This is a genomic window from Microvirga sp. VF16, assembly GCF_016864375.1.
In the GTDB taxonomy this organism is placed as follows: Bacteria; Pseudomonadota; Alphaproteobacteria; order Rhizobiales; family Beijerinckiaceae; genus Microvirga.
Genome location: NZ_CP069354.1, coordinates 1,257,622 through 1,272,585, shown reverse-complemented (window position 1 = coordinate 1,272,585; position 14,964 = coordinate 1,257,622). Strand labels below are relative to the sequence as shown.

Annotated in this window: 17 protein-coding genes and 1 other RNA gene; 7 read left to right on the top strand and 11 right to left on the bottom strand. The window is 63.6% G+C overall.

Features of this window, described 5'->3' with window-relative positions; translation table 11 throughout:
• The first annotated feature begins 57 nt into the window (after window positions 1–57).
• From def to truA, 4 genes are read left to right on the top strand one after another with little or no spacing between them, the layout of a single operon-like run.
• Window positions 58–576 carry a peptide deformylase gene (gene def / locus JO965_RS05980; protein ID WP_203442782.1) on the top strand — a complete coding sequence of 173 codons (519 nt, stop codon included), beginning with the start codon at window positions 58–60 and terminating at the stop codon, window positions 574–576.
• Window positions 573–1,505: a methionyl-tRNA formyltransferase gene (fmt, locus tag JO965_RS05975; RefSeq protein ID WP_203442781.1), complete on the top strand. Its 933-nt coding sequence runs from the start codon at window positions 573–575 to the stop codon at window positions 1,503–1,505. The genes def and fmt overlap by 4 nt, the downstream gene beginning before the upstream one ends.
• A gap of 8 nt (window positions 1,506–1,513) precedes the next feature.
• Window positions 1,514–2,008, top strand: coding sequence for a GNAT family N-acetyltransferase (locus JO965_RS05970; RefSeq protein WP_203442780.1), 495 nt, complete (start codon window positions 1,514–1,516; stop codon window positions 2,006–2,008).
• Window position 2,009: 1 nt separating this feature from the next.
• On the top strand, window positions 2,010–2,759 hold the full coding sequence (gene truA, locus JO965_RS05965; RefSeq protein WP_203442779.1) for a tRNA pseudouridine(38-40) synthase TruA: 750 nt from the start codon (window positions 2,010–2,012) through the stop codon (window positions 2,757–2,759).
• Here truA and JO965_RS05960 read toward each other — a convergent pair.
• From JO965_RS05960 to ffs, 8 genes are all read right to left on the bottom strand, one after another.
• On the bottom strand, window positions 2,751–3,341 hold the full coding sequence (locus tag JO965_RS05960; protein WP_203442778.1) for a hypothetical protein: 591 nt from the start codon (window positions 3,339–3,341) through the stop codon (window positions 2,751–2,753). The two genes, truA and JO965_RS05960, sit on opposite strands and share 9 nt — an antisense overlap.
• Before the next feature lie 108 nt (window positions 3,342–3,449).
• The gene (dapE, locus tag JO965_RS05955) at window positions 3,450–4,613 is read right to left on the bottom strand and encodes a succinyl-diaminopimelate desuccinylase (protein WP_203442777.1); all 1,164 of its coding nucleotides are present in this window, start codon (window positions 4,611–4,613) and stop codon (window positions 3,450–3,452) included.
• A gap of 29 nt (window positions 4,614–4,642) precedes the next feature.
• The gene (locus tag JO965_RS49275; RefSeq protein ID WP_203442776.1) at window positions 4,643–4,966 is read right to left on the bottom strand and encodes a DUF805 domain-containing protein; all 324 of its coding nucleotides are present in this window, start codon (window positions 4,964–4,966) and stop codon (window positions 4,643–4,645) included.
• A gap of 246 nt (window positions 4,967–5,212) precedes the next feature.
• Window positions 5,213–6,049 carry a 2,3,4,5-tetrahydropyridine-2,6-dicarboxylate N-succinyltransferase gene (gene dapD / locus JO965_RS05945; RefSeq protein WP_371826838.1) on the bottom strand — a complete coding sequence of 279 codons (837 nt, stop codon included), beginning with the start codon at window positions 6,047–6,049 and terminating at the stop codon, window positions 5,213–5,215.
• Between the two features lie 246 nt (window positions 6,050–6,295).
• Window positions 6,296–6,901, bottom strand: coding sequence for a recombination mediator RecR (gene recR, locus JO965_RS05940; protein WP_203442774.1), 606 nt, complete (start codon window positions 6,899–6,901; stop codon window positions 6,296–6,298).
• 74 nt (window positions 6,902–6,975) lie between these two features.
• Window positions 6,976–7,296, bottom strand: a complete 321-nt coding sequence (locus JO965_RS05935) for a YbaB/EbfC family nucleoid-associated protein (RefSeq protein WP_152713581.1) — start codon at window positions 7,294–7,296, stop codon at window positions 6,976–6,978.
• Between the two features lie 15 nt (window positions 7,297–7,311).
• A complete protein-coding gene (locus JO965_RS05930) occupies window positions 7,312–9,132 on the bottom strand; it encodes a DNA polymerase III subunit gamma/tau (RefSeq protein ID WP_203442773.1) in 1,821 nt (606 codons plus the stop codon).
• 27 nt (window positions 9,133–9,159) lie between these two features.
• Window positions 9,160–9,258: signal recognition particle sRNA small type (gene ffs, locus JO965_RS05925), an RNA gene on the bottom strand.
• Between the two features lie 247 nt (window positions 9,259–9,505).
• Here ffs and JO965_RS05920 point away from each other — a divergent pair.
• Window positions 9,506–9,916, top strand: coding sequence for an HIT domain-containing protein (locus tag JO965_RS05920; RefSeq protein ID WP_203442772.1), 411 nt, complete (start codon window positions 9,506–9,508; stop codon window positions 9,914–9,916).
• A 5-nt stretch (window positions 9,917–9,921) separates the two neighbouring features.
• Window positions 9,922–10,824: an NAD(+) diphosphatase gene (gene nudC / locus JO965_RS05915; RefSeq protein WP_203442771.1), complete on the top strand. Its 903-nt coding sequence runs from the start codon at window positions 9,922–9,924 to the stop codon at window positions 10,822–10,824.
• Between the two features lie 1,043 nt (window positions 10,825–11,867).
• On the opposite strand, the gene JO965_RS05910 is transcribed toward nudC, so the two are convergent.
• Genes JO965_RS05910 through JO965_RS05900 form a run of 3 tightly spaced genes read right to left on the bottom strand, consistent with a single transcriptional unit; the run spans window position 11,868 to window position 13,989 of the window.
• A complete protein-coding gene (locus tag JO965_RS05910; protein ID WP_203442770.1) occupies window positions 11,868–12,398 on the bottom strand; it encodes a GNAT family N-acetyltransferase in 531 nt (176 codons plus the stop codon).
• Window positions 12,395–13,249, bottom strand: a complete 855-nt coding sequence (locus JO965_RS05905; protein ID WP_371826837.1) for a prephenate dehydratase — start codon at window positions 13,247–13,249, stop codon at window positions 12,395–12,397. The genes JO965_RS05910 and JO965_RS05905 overlap by 4 nt, the downstream gene beginning before the upstream one ends.
• A complete protein-coding gene (locus JO965_RS05900; protein ID WP_203442769.1) occupies window positions 13,246–13,989 on the bottom strand; it encodes a 3-deoxy-manno-octulosonate cytidylyltransferase in 744 nt (247 codons plus the stop codon). The genes JO965_RS05905 and JO965_RS05900 overlap by 4 nt, the downstream gene beginning before the upstream one ends.
• A gap of 276 nt (window positions 13,990–14,265) precedes the next feature.
• Here JO965_RS05900 and JO965_RS05895 point away from each other — a divergent pair, with 276 nt between their 5' ends.
• Complete coding sequence (locus JO965_RS05895; protein WP_371826836.1) at window positions 14,266–14,808, top strand: cytochrome c family protein; 543 nt, start codon at window positions 14,266–14,268, stop codon at window positions 14,806–14,808.
• Window positions 14,809–14,964 lie beyond the last annotated feature (156 nt).

Below are 14,964 nucleotides of genomic sequence, written 5' to 3'. Positions count from 1 at the left end.
CCGAACATAAGACGAACGATTTGACCATCCTCAGCTAAGCGCTTATCTCCCGCGATCATGAGCATCAGACCCCTCGTCATCATTCCCGATTCCAAGCTCCGACTGGTTTCCGAACCTGTTAAGGAAATCACGAGCGAGATCCGCCGGCTGGCCGACGACATGCTGGAAACCATGTACGACGCCCCCGGCGTCGGCCTCGCCGCCATCCAGATCGGCGTGCCGGTCCGAATGGTGACCATGGACGTGTCGAAGTCAGAGGACGAGCGCCAGCCGCTGGTGCTCATCAACCCGGAAATCACTTGGGCCTCGGAGGAGAAGCGCACTTACGAGGAAGGCTGCCTGTCGATTCCCGAATATTACGAAGAGGTCGAGCGACCGGACCGGGTGCGTTTCCGCTACATGAACCTGCAGGGCGAGACGATCGAGCAGGACGCGGACGGGCTCCTGGCCACCTGCGTGCAGCATGAGATCGATCACCTGAATGGCGTGCTCTTCATCGACTATCTGTCGAAGCTCAAGCGCGACCGGGTGATGACCAAGTTCAAGAAGGTGGCACGGCGCGAGGCGGGAGCATGAGCCTGCGCGTCGTCTTCATGGGCACGCCCGATTTCGCGGTGCCCACTCTCTCCGAGATCGTCGGCCAGGGTCACGACGTCATCGCCGTTTATACCCGCCCGCCCGCCGCGGCCGGCCGCGGCATGGAGTTGAAGCCCTCCCCCGTCCACAAGATGGCCGACCGGTTCGGGATTCCCGTGCTGACGCCGAAGACCCTGCGCACGGAGGAAGCAGCCGAGATTTTCCGCAGCCACAATGCCGACGTAGCAGTCGTCGTCGCCTATGGCATGCTGCTGCCGAAGACGATCCTTGAGGCGCCGGAACTGGGCTGCCTCAACCTTCACGCCTCCCTCCTCCCCCGCTGGCGCGGCGCGGCCCCGATCCAGCGGGCGGTCATGGCTGGCGACAAGGAAACGGGCGTCGCCGTCATGAAGATGGAAGAAGGCCTCGATACAGGCCCCGTCGCCATGGTCGAGCGCGTGGCGATCACGCCGGACATGAATGCAGGCGAGTTGCATGACAGGCTCATGGTTCTCGGCGCCGACCTCATGGTGCGGGCACTCGCCGCTCTCTCGCGTGGGGGCCTGGGCTTCACGCCCCAGCCGGAGGACGGCGTGACCTACGCCCACAAGATCAAGAACGAGGAAGCGCTGATCGACTGGTCGCAGCCGGCTCAGGCGGTTCATGATCATATCCGCGGGCTCTCGCCCTTCCCCGGCGCCTATTTCACCGCCGATTTCGGCAAGGGCCAGGAGCGGGTGAAGGTTTTGCGCGCGACCCTGGGGCAAGGCTCAGCTTCGCCCGCGACTCTCGTCGACAATGATGGTACGATATCCTGTGGCGAAGGGGCGATCCGTCTGATCCAGGTGCAGCGTGCCGGCAAGGGACCCGTGGTTTTCGAGGAGTTCTTGCGTGGCGTGAGGCTTGGATCGGGCGCCAAATTTGCATGAGGTCCGGCATGAGGATCCGTCTTGAGGAAACCACCGATTGGACGGCACTCTGCGCCATTTATTCCGCAGCCTTCGGACAATTGGCAGAAGCGGATCTCGTGCGGGACATGCACGATGATGGCGATCTCATCCTCTCCCTCATCGCTTATGACGACAAGCCAGCCGGCCACATTGCCTATTCCCGTCTGATCCTGCTTGGGACTCCGTCTATCAAGGCGGCAGTCCTCGCCCCCTTGGCCGTTACACCCTCGTTCCAAAAGCAAGGTATCGGCGCGGCCCTCGTCCAGGACGGGCTGAAGCGGCTGACGGAAAAAGACTACGATCTGGTCCTAGTGCTGGGAGAGCCGCATTATTACGGCCGCTTCGGCTTCGATCCGAAATTGGCGGAGAAGCTGAAAACCCCTTATGACGGGCCTTATCTTCAGGGTCTCGCGCTTTCGGACAGGGGCAAAGGCGCCCATGGTCCGGTATCCTACGCCCAGGCATTCGCAGAACTGGAATAACATGCCTCGCTACAAGCTTGTCGTCGAATATGACGGCACGCCCTTCACCGGTTGGCAGCATCAGACTAACGGCCTCTCCGTCCAGCAGGCGGTGGAGGATGCCATCGCACGGTTCACAGGTTCAGCCGTGCGCATTCACTGCGCCGGGCGCACCGATTCCGGAGTCCACGCCACCCATCAGGTCGTACACGTCGATCTGGAGAAGGAATGGCGGCCGGACACGGTGCGTGATGCCACCAACGCTCATCTGAAGCCTGCTCCCGTCGCGATCCTCTCGGCGCAGGTCGTGCCCGAGACGTTCAATGCCCGCATCTCCGCCATCAAGCGCCACTACGTCTATCGCATCCTCAACCGCCGTGCGCCGCCGACGCTCGATGCGAGCCGCGTCTGGCACGTGGCCTGGGCGCTCGATGCCGACGTCATGCACGAAGCCGCACAACTGCTGATCGGGCGGCACGATTTCACGACGTTCCGGGCGGCGGAATGTCAGGCCAATAGCCCGATTCGCACCCTCGACCGGCTCGATGTGGAGCGGATCGGTGACGAAATCCGCATCTATGCCTCCGCCCGCTCCTTCCTGCATCATCAAGTGCGCTCGATGACGGGAACCCTGGAGCGCGCCGGTGCGGGGCGCTGGTCGGTGGAGGACGTACGCGCAGTCCTCGACGCGCGCGACCGCAAGCGCTGCGGGCCCATGGCACCGCCGACGGGTCTCTACCTGATTGGGGTCGATTACCCGGACCTAGCCTAGAAGGCTCCGCATTGCCATTCCGACGAATGAATTGAGCACGATGCCGAGGACGACGATGCCCAGCGCCGGCAGACTCCCGAGCCCCAGAGTCGCCTTGGTGGCGAACCATTGCAATCTCACGATGATGATCGCGAAGGCGAGGCTGAACAGGCTAGCGAGCCCCGGAGGCGCCCAGCCGAGAAGCATGAGCATGGCCGGAACCGAAAGGACCAGCATACCGATGACGGAGATCCAGTTCGTCACGATCACGAAGGGCACATAGGCCTTCTCGAACCGAAACCATCGCGCGACCCAGATCATCGCGAGCGGCAAGGCGACAAATCCCGCCACATGGCCGAACGCCACGACGAGATCGACCCAGACATTGTCGAGAAGGGACCGGTCCGGCTGCAACAGACCGAGGCGGAGGCGCTCGAAGGCAAGGGACACCACATAGGCCGGAAGCGTCAGCCAGATCGCCATGAAGGAACGCCAGAAGCCCCGCTCGCTCATATCGAAGGATTTCAGTCCCTCAGACCTGCTGTGGAGCAGATCCAGCGTTCCCCTGAACGAGCGGTTGACCTCATCAGCCGTGACGATCATGAGCGGCCTCTTTTTCGAAGACGATTGCCCTCAGAAATGGACGGACCCTGCAAAACGTTCCGGCTATTCTTCGACTTTAGTCTAAATAGTCAAGTTCCCCTTTTGAACTCACGCGGCGAAATAGGCGTCCAGCACCTTGCGGTAAATCACTGCCAGACGGTCCAAATCGGCAACGGCCACGCGCTCGTCGATCTGGTGCATGGTCTGTCCGACGAGGCCGAATTCGACCACGGGGCAATACTTCACAATGAAGCGAGCATCCGACGTGCCGCCCGTGGTGGAGAGCTTCGGCTGCGAGCCGGTCTCGGCCCTGATGGCGTCGGCGATGAAACCCACGAACGCATTGGGCGGCGTGAGGAAGGCGACCGCGTTGGTCGGCTCCACCGTCAGAGCATAGCGCACCGTGTTGCCGGCGGCCTCGCGCAGGCGCCGCTCGATCTCCGCCTCCAGGCTGTGCGGCGTCCAGAGATCGTTGAAGCGGATGTTGAAGGTAGCCCTCGCCTCAGCCGGGATCACGTTGGCCGCAGGATTGCCCACATCGACCGTGGTCACCTCCAGGTTCGAGGCATCGAAATGGTCCGTCCCCCGATCGAGCGGCTCCTTCAGGAGCCCGTCGAGCAGGCGCATCATGCCTGGAATCGGATTGTCCGCGAGATGCGGATAGGCCACGTGCCCCTGCTTGCCCTCGACAACGATCTTGCCCGTGAGCGACCCACGCCGCCCGATCTTGATCATGTCACCGAGCTGGTTCGGGTTCGTCGGCTCTCCCAGGATGCAATGACTGAACCGCTCGCCGCGCCCCTTCGCCCACTCGAGGAGCTTTACCGTGCCGTTGACGGCAGGCCCCTCCTCGTCTCCTGTGATCAGAAAACCGATGGAACCCTTGAAGTCCGGGTTATGGCGAATGAAATCGAGCGCCCCTGCCATCATGCAGGCGATGCCGCCCTTCATATCCACCGCGCCGCGCCCATAAAGCTCGCCGCCATGGATCTCGCCGCTGAAGGGATCGTATTGCCACCGGCTCACATCGCCCGGCGGCACCACATCCGTATGACCAGCAAAAAGCAGATAGGGCTCGCCCTTGCCGTAGCGGGCATAGAGGTTCTCGACGTCCGGCGTGCCGGGTTCGGAGAAGACCGGACGGTGGACCTCGAACCCCGCCTCCTTGAGCACGCTCTCGATGAAGGCGAGCGCCCCGCCCTCCTCTGGTGTCACCGAGGGGCAGCGCAGGAGGGATTGGGCGAGAGAGAGCGGAGAGAGGTCGTGCAGCATATCTCCATGATGCACGTTCGCCTATAAAATCAATCCCTAACAACCTCCGGCTCTATTTGCGCGCGGTTACTCTCAAGCGGATCTGGCCCAAATCGATTAGGACCGACCGTTCCGCGCAAACAAAAGAGTTGCACGAAAAACCATAGAAAGACCGCCCAGATTGGCAAACTTGCCCAGGTTAGCAGATGTTGTGCAAATCCGGTTTTCGTAGAATCATCTCCAGAACCGGAAAGAACATATAGAAAAGCGATCAATACGACGAAGGGCAGAGATTGCAGCAGCAGCCACCAACCGGACTTATTCCGATCATGTAAGCGCCTAACCTCGAGAGAAATGAAGGAGGCGATCAGCAATAGATTGATCCCTCCGAAGATTGATCCCTCCGAAAATGATCTCTCCCAAAATTTGTCCGAAGACCCTATTGCCGAGGGGCGAGAGCAAATCGAGTACGTTGGTGAGGATCAGATTTAAGATTGCTCCAATCCAAATATGGGCTCGATTGATGCGGCCCTCAAAGCCGAAGATATATCGCAGCAGTTCCAAGTCATCCCCCGTATATGTCACTATGTAACACAAACGAGGGGAAGGCTACAATCTTGTTAGTCCCGCAACAGCTCGTTGATCCCCGTCTTCGCGCGGGTCTGCGCATCGACGCGCTTCACGATGACGGCGCAGTAGAGGGACGGGCCCGGGGTACCGTCCGGGAGCGGCTTGCCTGGGAGCGAGCCGGGGACGACCACGGAGTAAGGCGGCACGCGGCCCAAAAAAACCTCGCCGGTGTTGCGGTCGATGATCTTGGTCGAGGCCGAGATGAACACGCCCATGGAGAGCACCGAGCCCTCACCCACGACCACGCCCTCGACAACCTCGGAGCGGGCGCCGATGAAGCAATTGTCCTCGATGATGGTCGGGTTGGCCTGGAGCGGCTCCAGCACGCCGCCGATGCCAACGCCGCCGGAGAGATGCACGTTCTTGCCGATCTGGGCGCAGGAGCCGACCGTCGCCCAAGTGTCGACCATGGTGCCCTCGTCCACATAGGCGCCGAGATTGACGAAGGAGGGCATCAGGATGACGTTCGGCGCGATATAGGCGCCGCGGCGCACGGTGCAGTTCGGCACGGCGCGGAAGCCCGCCGCCTTAAACTCGACCTCGGACCAGTTGTCGAACTTGGAGGGCACCTTGTCCCACCACACGGCATTGCCCGGCCCGCCCTTGATGATGCCCATGTCATTCAGGCGGAAGGATAGCAGCACCGCCTTCTTCAGCCATTGATGCACCTGCCACTCGCCGCCGGTCTTCTCGGCGACGCGCGCCTTGCCGGAATCGAGGAGGTTCATCGATTCCTCGACGGCTTCGCGCACAGCGCCAGTCGTCGAAGGATTCACATTGGCCCGGTCTTCCCAGGCGGCGTCGATGGTTTGGGCAAGGTTGGACATGGGCAACTCGAGGCAAGGGGTTTCGTTGCCGCCTGATTAGCAACGGCGCTCGGGCCTGTCACGTCATCATCTGCCGGTTGCGCGATTTGACAGATGGATCCCCTCCCAGCCTGCGGCCGCCGGGGATGACACCCATCCCGTCATGGCCGGACTTGTTCCGGCCATCCACGCCTTAACGCCTTGGGCAAGAAAGACGTGGATCCCCGGGACAAGCCCGGGGATGACGAAGGAAGAAACGGTTTCGCTTCAGAACGATGTGCGCTGCCGGATCGCCGCCGAGAGCGTGCCCTCGTCGAGGTAATCGAGTTCGCCGCCGACGGGGACGCCGTGGGCGAGCTTTGTCACCTTCACGGGGAGATGAGCGAGAAGCTCCGTGATGTAATGGGCGGTGGTCTGCCCGTCGACCGTGGCGTTCAGCGCCAGGATCACCTCGCTCACGCCGGGTTCGGAGGCACGGGCCACGAGGCGCTCCAGGTTCAGGTGTTCGGGCCGCACGCCGTCGAGCGGCGAGAGCACGCCGCCGAGCACATGATACCTCGCGTTGATCGCGCCCGAGCGCTCCAGCGCCCAGAGATCGGACACGTCCTCGACCACCACGAGGATGGACGGATCGCGCTTGGCGTCCCGGCAGATGGTGCAGGGATCCGAGGTATCGACATTGGCGCAGGATGAGCACACGACGATGCGCTCGTTGGCGACGCGCATGGCATCGCTCAGCGGGTTGAGCAGCGTCTCGCGCTTCTTGATGAGGTGAAGCGCCGCGCGCCGCGCCGACCGTGGACCTAAGCCCGGCAGGCGGGCGAGGAGCTGGATCAGGCGCTCGATCTCAGGGCCGGCGACGTGCTGGGCCATTCAAGGTCTCTTTTGCTTTTGTTGCATCGCTGAGTGCGAAGAACCGGTATCCACTTCTTCGCGCGATGCTCTGCTCAGAACAGCTTCAGACCCGGAGGCAGCGGAAGACCCTTGGTCAGGCTTTCCATGCGCTCCTGCGTGATCCGCTCTGCCTTGCCGCGGGCGTCGTTCATGGCGGCGACGATGAGATCCTCGAGGATCTCCTTCTCGTCCGGGTTCATGAGCGAGGGATCGATATTGATGGACTTGAGGCTGCCCTTGCCGGTCACCTTGACGGTCACGACGCCGCCGCCGGCGGTGCCGTCGACTTCGAGAGTGTCGAGCTCGGCCTGGGCGTCCTGCAGCTTCTGCTGCATCGCCTGAGCCTGCTTCATCAATCCCATAATGTCCTTCATGACCCTATCCTTGAATTAAAACAGATCGTCGTCGTCTTCCGTTTCGTGTGCGGCCAGCGCATCGGCCTCGCCGAGGATTTCCGTTTCCGCATCCTCGCCCGGCTTCTCTGCGCGCTCGATCACGTTCACGATCTGCGCGCCGGGAAACTTCGACAGCACCGCCTGCACGAGAGGATGATTGGCCGCGCCTTCCTTGCGCTCGCGCTCGGCCGCGACCGCCTTCTCGTGCAGTGTCTGCTGTCCCTCTTCAGAGGAGAGCGCCACCATCCAGCGCTCGCCCGTCCATTGCTGGAGCGCGCGGGTGAGATCGTTGGCGATGGTGCGGCTGCCGGTCTCGGTGAGGCTGAGCTCGATGCGGCCCTCTTCGAAACGGACGAGACGCACATCCCGTTCGAGTTGCGATTTCAGTACGATCTCGCGCCTCTCGCCGGCAAGCGCCACCACGTCCTCGAAGCGGCGCAGGCGCATGGTCGGCTCAGTCTGTGCTGCCTGAGGGCGCGGCTGCGGGTGGGGCTGGGACGTTGCAAGCGCCATGTTGCCGGAGGTGGCGGGACCGGAAGGCCGGGGGGCCGGCGCGGAAGGGCCGCCGGCGGGAAGAGGTGCACCGTCCTTCAGGGCGCGCAGTGCCTCGTCCGGCGTTGGCAGATCGGCCGCATAGGCCAAGCGCACGATCACCATTTCCGCCGCGGCAATCGGGCGGTTCGAAGATTGAACCTCGGGAATGCCTTTCAGAAGAATCTGCCAGGCGCGCGACAGGGTCCGCACCGAGAGCTTCTGCGCATAATCCGTGCCGCGGGTCCGCTCGATCTCGGACAGAGCCGGGTCCTTCGCGGCTTCCGGGATCAGCTTCAGGCGAGTGACGATATGCGAGAAAGCCGCGAGGTCGGACAGGATCACGGCCGGATCCGCACCGGCATCGTATTGCGAACGAAGGCTTGCGAAAGCCGCCGGCACGTCGCCGCGCATCACCGCCTCGAACAGGTCGATGACCTGGGTGCGATCGGCCAAACCCAGCATGTCGCGCACGGTGTCGGGCGTGACGACTCCCGCGCCGTGGGCAATCGCCTGATCCATGAGGGAGAGGGAATCGCGCGCCGAGCCTTCCGCTGCGCGGGCGATGGCGGCGAGCGCCTCCTGGTCCGCCTGCACGCTCTCGGCCTCGCAAATGCGGCCGAGATGGGCCACGAGCTTGTCCGCCTCGATGCGGCGCAGATCGAAGCGCTGGCAGCGGGACAAGATCGTGACGGGAACTTTCCGGATTTCGGTGGTGGCGAAGATGAACTTCGCATGCGGCGGCGGTTCCTCCAGCGTCTTCAGGAAGGCGTTGAACGCCTTCTCCGAGAGCATGTGGACCTCGTCGATGATGTAGACCTTGTAGCGGGCCGAGACCGGCGAATAGCGGATGCCGTCGATGATCTGGCGGACGTCATCGATGCCGGTATGCGACGCGGCGTCCATCTCCAGCACGTCCACGTGCCGCGATTCCATGATGGCTTCGCAATGGACGCCGAGTTCGGGCATGTGGATGGTGGGGGCACCGGAGCCGTCCTGCCTCTGGTAGTTGAGGCCGCGGGCGAGGATGCGGGCGGTGGTGGTCTTGCCCACGCCGCGGACGCCGGTGAGCATCCAGGCCTGCGGGATGCGACCGGTCTCGAAGGCGTTCGAGAGGGTGCGCACCATCGCCTCCTGACCGATCAGGTCGTCGAAGGTCTTGGGGCGGTATTTTCGGGCGAGAACGCGATAGGGGGAGGCCTTCGCTGCGGGAGCGGGCGCGGCGGGGAAGCCCGGCAGGGCCGGCTCGTCGTTCAGGGGCGTGCCGGCTGTGGTATCGTCCATCGACTGCAAGGCTTTGGAGAAACTTATAGGTGGGAGGCTGGACGAAGACCCGTTCGGTCTCGTTAGGGCTGCTTCCTTCCGGACCTGACCCGGTTGGCGAGTGAGACGTCCCTCGCCAACCTCCCACCGGCTATATGGGCGTATCGGCTGCGAAACGCAAGTTGGAAACGAGCCCCCTTCAAAGTCATCCCCGCTCTCCACTGCGGTCCAATGTCATTCCCGGCCGGAGCGCAGCGAAGGGGAAGGGAATCCATAATGCTGAGCGTTGGCTGGATCCCTTCCCTCGCCTTCGGCTCGCCGGGAATGGCACCCGAGATCAGGGATAACGACGGTCAAGGCTGACATCACGCCGCAGGCTCGGTTACATAGCGCCATGACATTCACGCTCGATTCCCGGCTCGACGCCGACACGCTCCCCGTCGGCGACCTCGCCCTCTCCTCCGTCCTGCTTCTGAACGACGCACGCTTTCCCTGGTTCGTGCTGGTACCGCGCATCGAGGGGGTGAGCGAACTCACGGATCTCTCGGAGGAACAGGCCGTCCAGCTGATGCAGGAGATCCGCATCGCCACCAAGGTCATGCTTGAGCTCTCGAAGCCCGACAAGGTGAATGTGGGGGCGCTGGGCAACATCGTGACGCAGCTTCATGTGCACGTGATCGGGCGCTTCCGCTCCGATCCGGCCTGGCCCGGTCCCGTCTGGGGCCATGGCACCCGGACACCCTATCCTGACCACGCGGCGAGCGCCCTGATCGAGCGCGCCGCCAGCCTTTTCGCAGCGGCCTGAACCCCATGAACCGACCCATTGGCTACATCACGAATCCGCTTGTCCGCCACAGCGCCGAACGGGATCCGGAGGCGCTCGCCAAGGCCGCGCAGGATCCTCGCACCGCCATGGTGATCCTGGCCGGCGACCTGCCGATCCTTCAAGCGGGAGAGCCGGGAACGAGCCTCCTGTCCGCTTCGGTGCTGAACCGTATCCCTGGCCATCAGGAGCAGGTCTTTCTCGGCACCCTCGGGGATCGCCCGGTGCTGGCGACCCTGGCGGCGCCAGAGGCTACGGAGCTGTTCCAGGACGATCCCGCCTTCGCGGTCGTGGACCTGCGCTCCATCGCCGTGCGCGGCCTCGTGCCTGAGGACGAGCTCGGGATGCTCGCCATGGCGAAATCCCTGCTCGACTGGCACCGGCGCCACCGCTTCTGCGCCAATTGCGGCGCTCCGACGAGCCTCGCCCAAGCCGGCTTCCGGCGCGATTGCGCTGCCTGCGGCGCCCAGCATTTTCCTCGCACCGACCCGGTGGTGATCATGCTGATCACGCGCGGCGACAAATGCCTGATGGGCCGCCAGCCGCGTTTCGTGGAGAAGATGTATTCCTGCCTTGCAGGGTTCCTGGAGCCGGGAGAGACCATCGAGGATGCCGTCCGCCGGGAAACGTTTGAGGAAGCCGGCATCCGGGTGGGTGCGGTGCGCTACATGACCTCGCAGCCCTGGCCGTTTCCGTCCAACATCATGATCGGCTGCATCGGCGAGGCGCTGACCGACGAGATCGCCTTCGACGGCGAGGAGTTGGAGGACGCCCGCTGGTTCACGAAGGACGACGTGAGGCGCATGCTGGATGGCTCCCACGAACACTATGCGGCGCCCTCCCCTATCGCGATTGCGAACCGCCTGATCCGGGAATGGGTGAAGGAGTAAGCGCATTTGAAGTGGGTCGTCCCGGACGAAGCGCAGCGAAGATCCGGGATCGTTGGCGGGATGGGGCGCCTGAACCTCAACCCTGTCATCCCCGCGCAGGCCGGGATCCATGAACACCGTCTAGGTAGAATGAAGGACTGTCAGCGGTTATGGATCCCGGGCTCCGCTGCGCGGCCCCGGGATGACAGTGCGTACTCGTCTTGCGATCCCGGATCGGCTGACGCCGTCCGGGATGACGTCCTCTGTCGTCATCCCCGTCCCCGGACTTGATCGGGGATCAGTCCCGGGGATCCACGTCTTCTTCGGCTCTTGGATAAAGACGTGGATGGCCGGATCAGGTCCGGCCATGACGGCGTGGGTGGGGATGGGTCTATGTCAAAGAGCCAGCACCGTGGGGCCCGCAGCTTGCGCTGCGAGCCTGTGAGTTGATCGAGGGTGGCGCGACAGGCAGCCCGGCTCGATGTCTGGTGTGAGATGGAAGAGCCGAACTGCCTCTTCGCGCACGGCTTCTTTAGGCGGACAGGAGAGGCCGGCTCAGTCGACCGCCGCAGGCGGTGACCGTCTGCGCGACGGCGGCCTGCGACCGATCCCGACCACCAACCCAAACATCCTGGGCCTCCCGTCGAAGCCGATTGCGAGTCAGCCTCACGGGACCGTGCCTGCTCCCACACTGCGACGCCTCGCGAGCGCGCCCTCGATAGGAGCAGATCTGAGGCAATGATATAGCTAAGGCTAGGAACCTTGTCAAGAACAAAAGATGAACATAACATTGCTCTGCTCTGCCGACCCTCTCCCCGACGTCATGGCCGGCCTCGTGCCGGCCATCCCGTCTTCGGAACCGCAGCGCTGCAAAGGCGTGGATCCCCGGGTCTGATCCCCGGATCAAGTCCGGGGACGGGGATGACGGTGGAGGGTTTGGAATAAGGTGTCATTCCCGGCCGGAGTGTCGGCGGAGGGGAAGGGAATCCATAACGCGGAGCCCGAACGTGGATCCCCTTCCCGGCCTTTCGGCCGCCGGGGATGGCATCGGGGGCGCCGTGCGTCTAGGTCAGCGCCAACTCGAACCGGTAGGCGACCTCGATGACCATCTGGCCGCGCAGGTCGAAGGATTGCTCCTCTCCCGGCATCCCGCCCAGCGCCTCGTAGAAGCGGCGGGCCGGGTGGTTGTCTTTTAGCACCCACAGGCCGACCGAGCGGAGACTATGCCGGCTGAGATGATCGAGCACGCCACGCATCAACTGGCGGCCGACGCCCTGGCGCTTGACCTTGTCGAGCAGGTAGATCGCAAAAATTTCGGCGACGGTGCCGAGCGCATCGGCGTTCTCGCCGCGGATCGGTCCGCCGCGCGCGAAGCCGACGATCTCGCCATCATCCGCTTCCGCGACGAGAAGCTTGGCCCGCGGATCCGGCTGCGCGAAGGCCCCCTGCCACATCCTCATCCGCTCCTCGACGGAGAGGCCTGCAAGTGCCTCGGGGCTGAGGAAATCCTTGTAGGATTCGCGCCAGCCCTGGACGTGAACCCGGGCGATGCCTTCGACATCGCCCTCGACCGCCTCGCGGACGAGGATGCTCACTCGGCGGCTTCCTTGATCTTTTCCCGGAACGGATCGGCCGGATACACGCCGAGGATGCGCAGCTCGCGGGAGAAGAATTCCAACTCTTCCAGCGCGCGCTTGAGGTTGGTGTCCTCCGGATGCCCGTCGACCTCGGCATAGAACTGGGTCGCCAGGAACTCGCCTTCGAGCATGTAGCTCTCGAGCTTGGTCATGTTGATGCCGTTCGTCGCAAAGCCGCCCAGCGCCTTGTAGAGCGCGGCGGGCAGGTTGCGGACGCGGAAGACGAAGGAGGTGACGGTCGGCCCCTGTCCGGCAGGCGTCCATTGCGGTGTCTTGGACAGGATGACGAAGCGGGTGGTGTTGTGGGCCTCGTCCTCCACATCCTCGGCCAAGATCTTCAAGCCGTAGATATCAGCCGCCATGCGGGGCGAGAGAGACGCCCGGGTCGGATCCTTCCACTCGGATACCTCGCGGGCGGAGCCCGCGGTGTCGCCAGCCACATGGGCTTTCAGCCCGAGCTTGCGGATGATCTTGCGGCACTGGCCCAGCGCATGGACGTGGCTGTAGACATCCTTGACGGTGCCGAGATTGGCCTCAGGGATCGCCATCAGGTGAAAATGGATCGGCAGGAAGTGCTCGCCGACGATGTGCAGCCCGGAGGCCGGCAGAAGGTGGTGAATGTCGGCCACGCGCCCGGCGATCGAGTTCTCGATGGGGATCATGGCGAGGCCCGCCTGCCCTTCGTCCACGGCCGCGAAGGCATCCTCGAAGGTCGGGCTCGGCAGAACCTGCCAATCAGGGCGCGCCTCGGAGCAGGCCGTATGGGAATTGGCCCCCAGCTCGCCTTGGAACGAAATGACCTTGTTCATGATGTCCTCCGCAGCGCGATGATCTCGCGCGCCCTGTCCAGATCGTGGGGAGTATCGACGCCAAGCGGCACGTCATCGACGATGACGGCATCGATACGCATGCCGGCCTCCAGCGCCCGCAGCTGCTCCAGCTTCTCGCGCATCTCCAGCGGAGACGGCTTCAGGCCGACGAAGCGCTGCAGCGCTTTGCGGCGATAGGCGTAAAGACCGATGTGATGATAGAGCGGGCCGTCGCCATAGGGCGCGGTGGCGCGGGTGAAATAGAGAGCACGGAAATGGCCGGCGGAAAGCGGGCTTCCCACCATCTTCACCACGTTGGGATTGGTCTTCTCCTCCTCCCGCGCGATGACGGCGACGAGGGTCGCAATGTCGACGGCTTGGTCCGCAAGCGGCACGATGGAGGCCGCAATCGCCGCCGGGTCGATGGTCGGCAGGTCGCCCTGGACGTTCACGACCACGTCGTGCCGGCCTTCCGGATCGAGCTTTTCCACAGCCTCGAAGATGCGGTCGGAGCCGGAGGCGTGATCGGCCCGGGTCATGACCGCCGTTCCCCCTGCCCTGGTTACGGCCTCGGCGATCTCAGGGGCATCCGTCGCCACGGCCACCGGCCCGATTCCCGCCTCCGCCGCCCGGCGCCACACATGGACGATCATGGGCTCGCCGGCGATCTCGGCCAGGGGCTTGTTCGGCAGCCGGGTTGCGGCAAGGCGGGCGGGGATGAGGACGATGGGGTCGGACATGGCGCCGTCTTTAAGGAAACTGCGCGTCCTTAGAACATCGGACCGAAAAGTGGAAGGCAGGGTCGATTTGCCATGCCCCAGGAACCCGGCCTTCGGTTGCCTTTATGCGTTGGAGCGCCGTGCTGCGACCACGAGAACGGCGAAAACTCCTGGAAACCCCATTGTCAAAACCCCATCACTACGGCTAAGCAACGGCCCTGTCGCGGGCGTTCGTCCGCGGATCCGTTCTGCTGCCCTGGTTTCGCCGGCTGTATGAAGGCGAGGAGAGCCTAACTGATGAATATCGAGACCAATAAGATCGCAGGCGCCGTTTTCGGTTCGCTTCTCTTCGTGGTCGGCGTCAACGTTATCGCCGGCGGCCTGTTTGCTCCCCATAAGCCCGCTGTCCCTGGTTACGACCTCCCGGCCCCCGAAGAGGCCGCTGCCGGCGGTGGAGCCGCTCCCGCAGAACCAGAGCAGCCGCTCCCGGTCCTTCTGGCCAGCGCCGATCCGGCGAAAGGCCAAAGCGCCGCCAAGAAATGCGCGGCCTGCCACACCTTCGAGAAGGGCGGCGCGAACAAGGTCGGCCCGAACCTTTTTGGCATCGTTGGTCGTCCGGTCGCCTCTCATGAGGGCTTCAATTACTCCGCGGCCATGAAGGGCCATGGCGGCAACTGGTCCTATGAGGAGCTGTTCGCCTTCATTCACAATCCGAAGCAGGACATTCCCGGCACCATCATGGCCTTCGCAGGCGTCGCCCAGGCCAAGGAGCGCGCCGACATCCTGGCTTATCTGCGAACCTTGGCCGACAGCCCGGTGGCCTTCCCGGCTGCGCAGTAAGACCTCCTGCGAGATCACATTTCGGAAAGCCGGGCTTGAGGCCCGGCTTTTCTTTTAGGCGCTCACAGGTTTCCCGCGTTATCTCTTGCACTCGCCTTAGCACGCACAAAATGTAAGCTGGCGCATCGTGCGGAAAAGTGGATCCGGTTTTCCGCG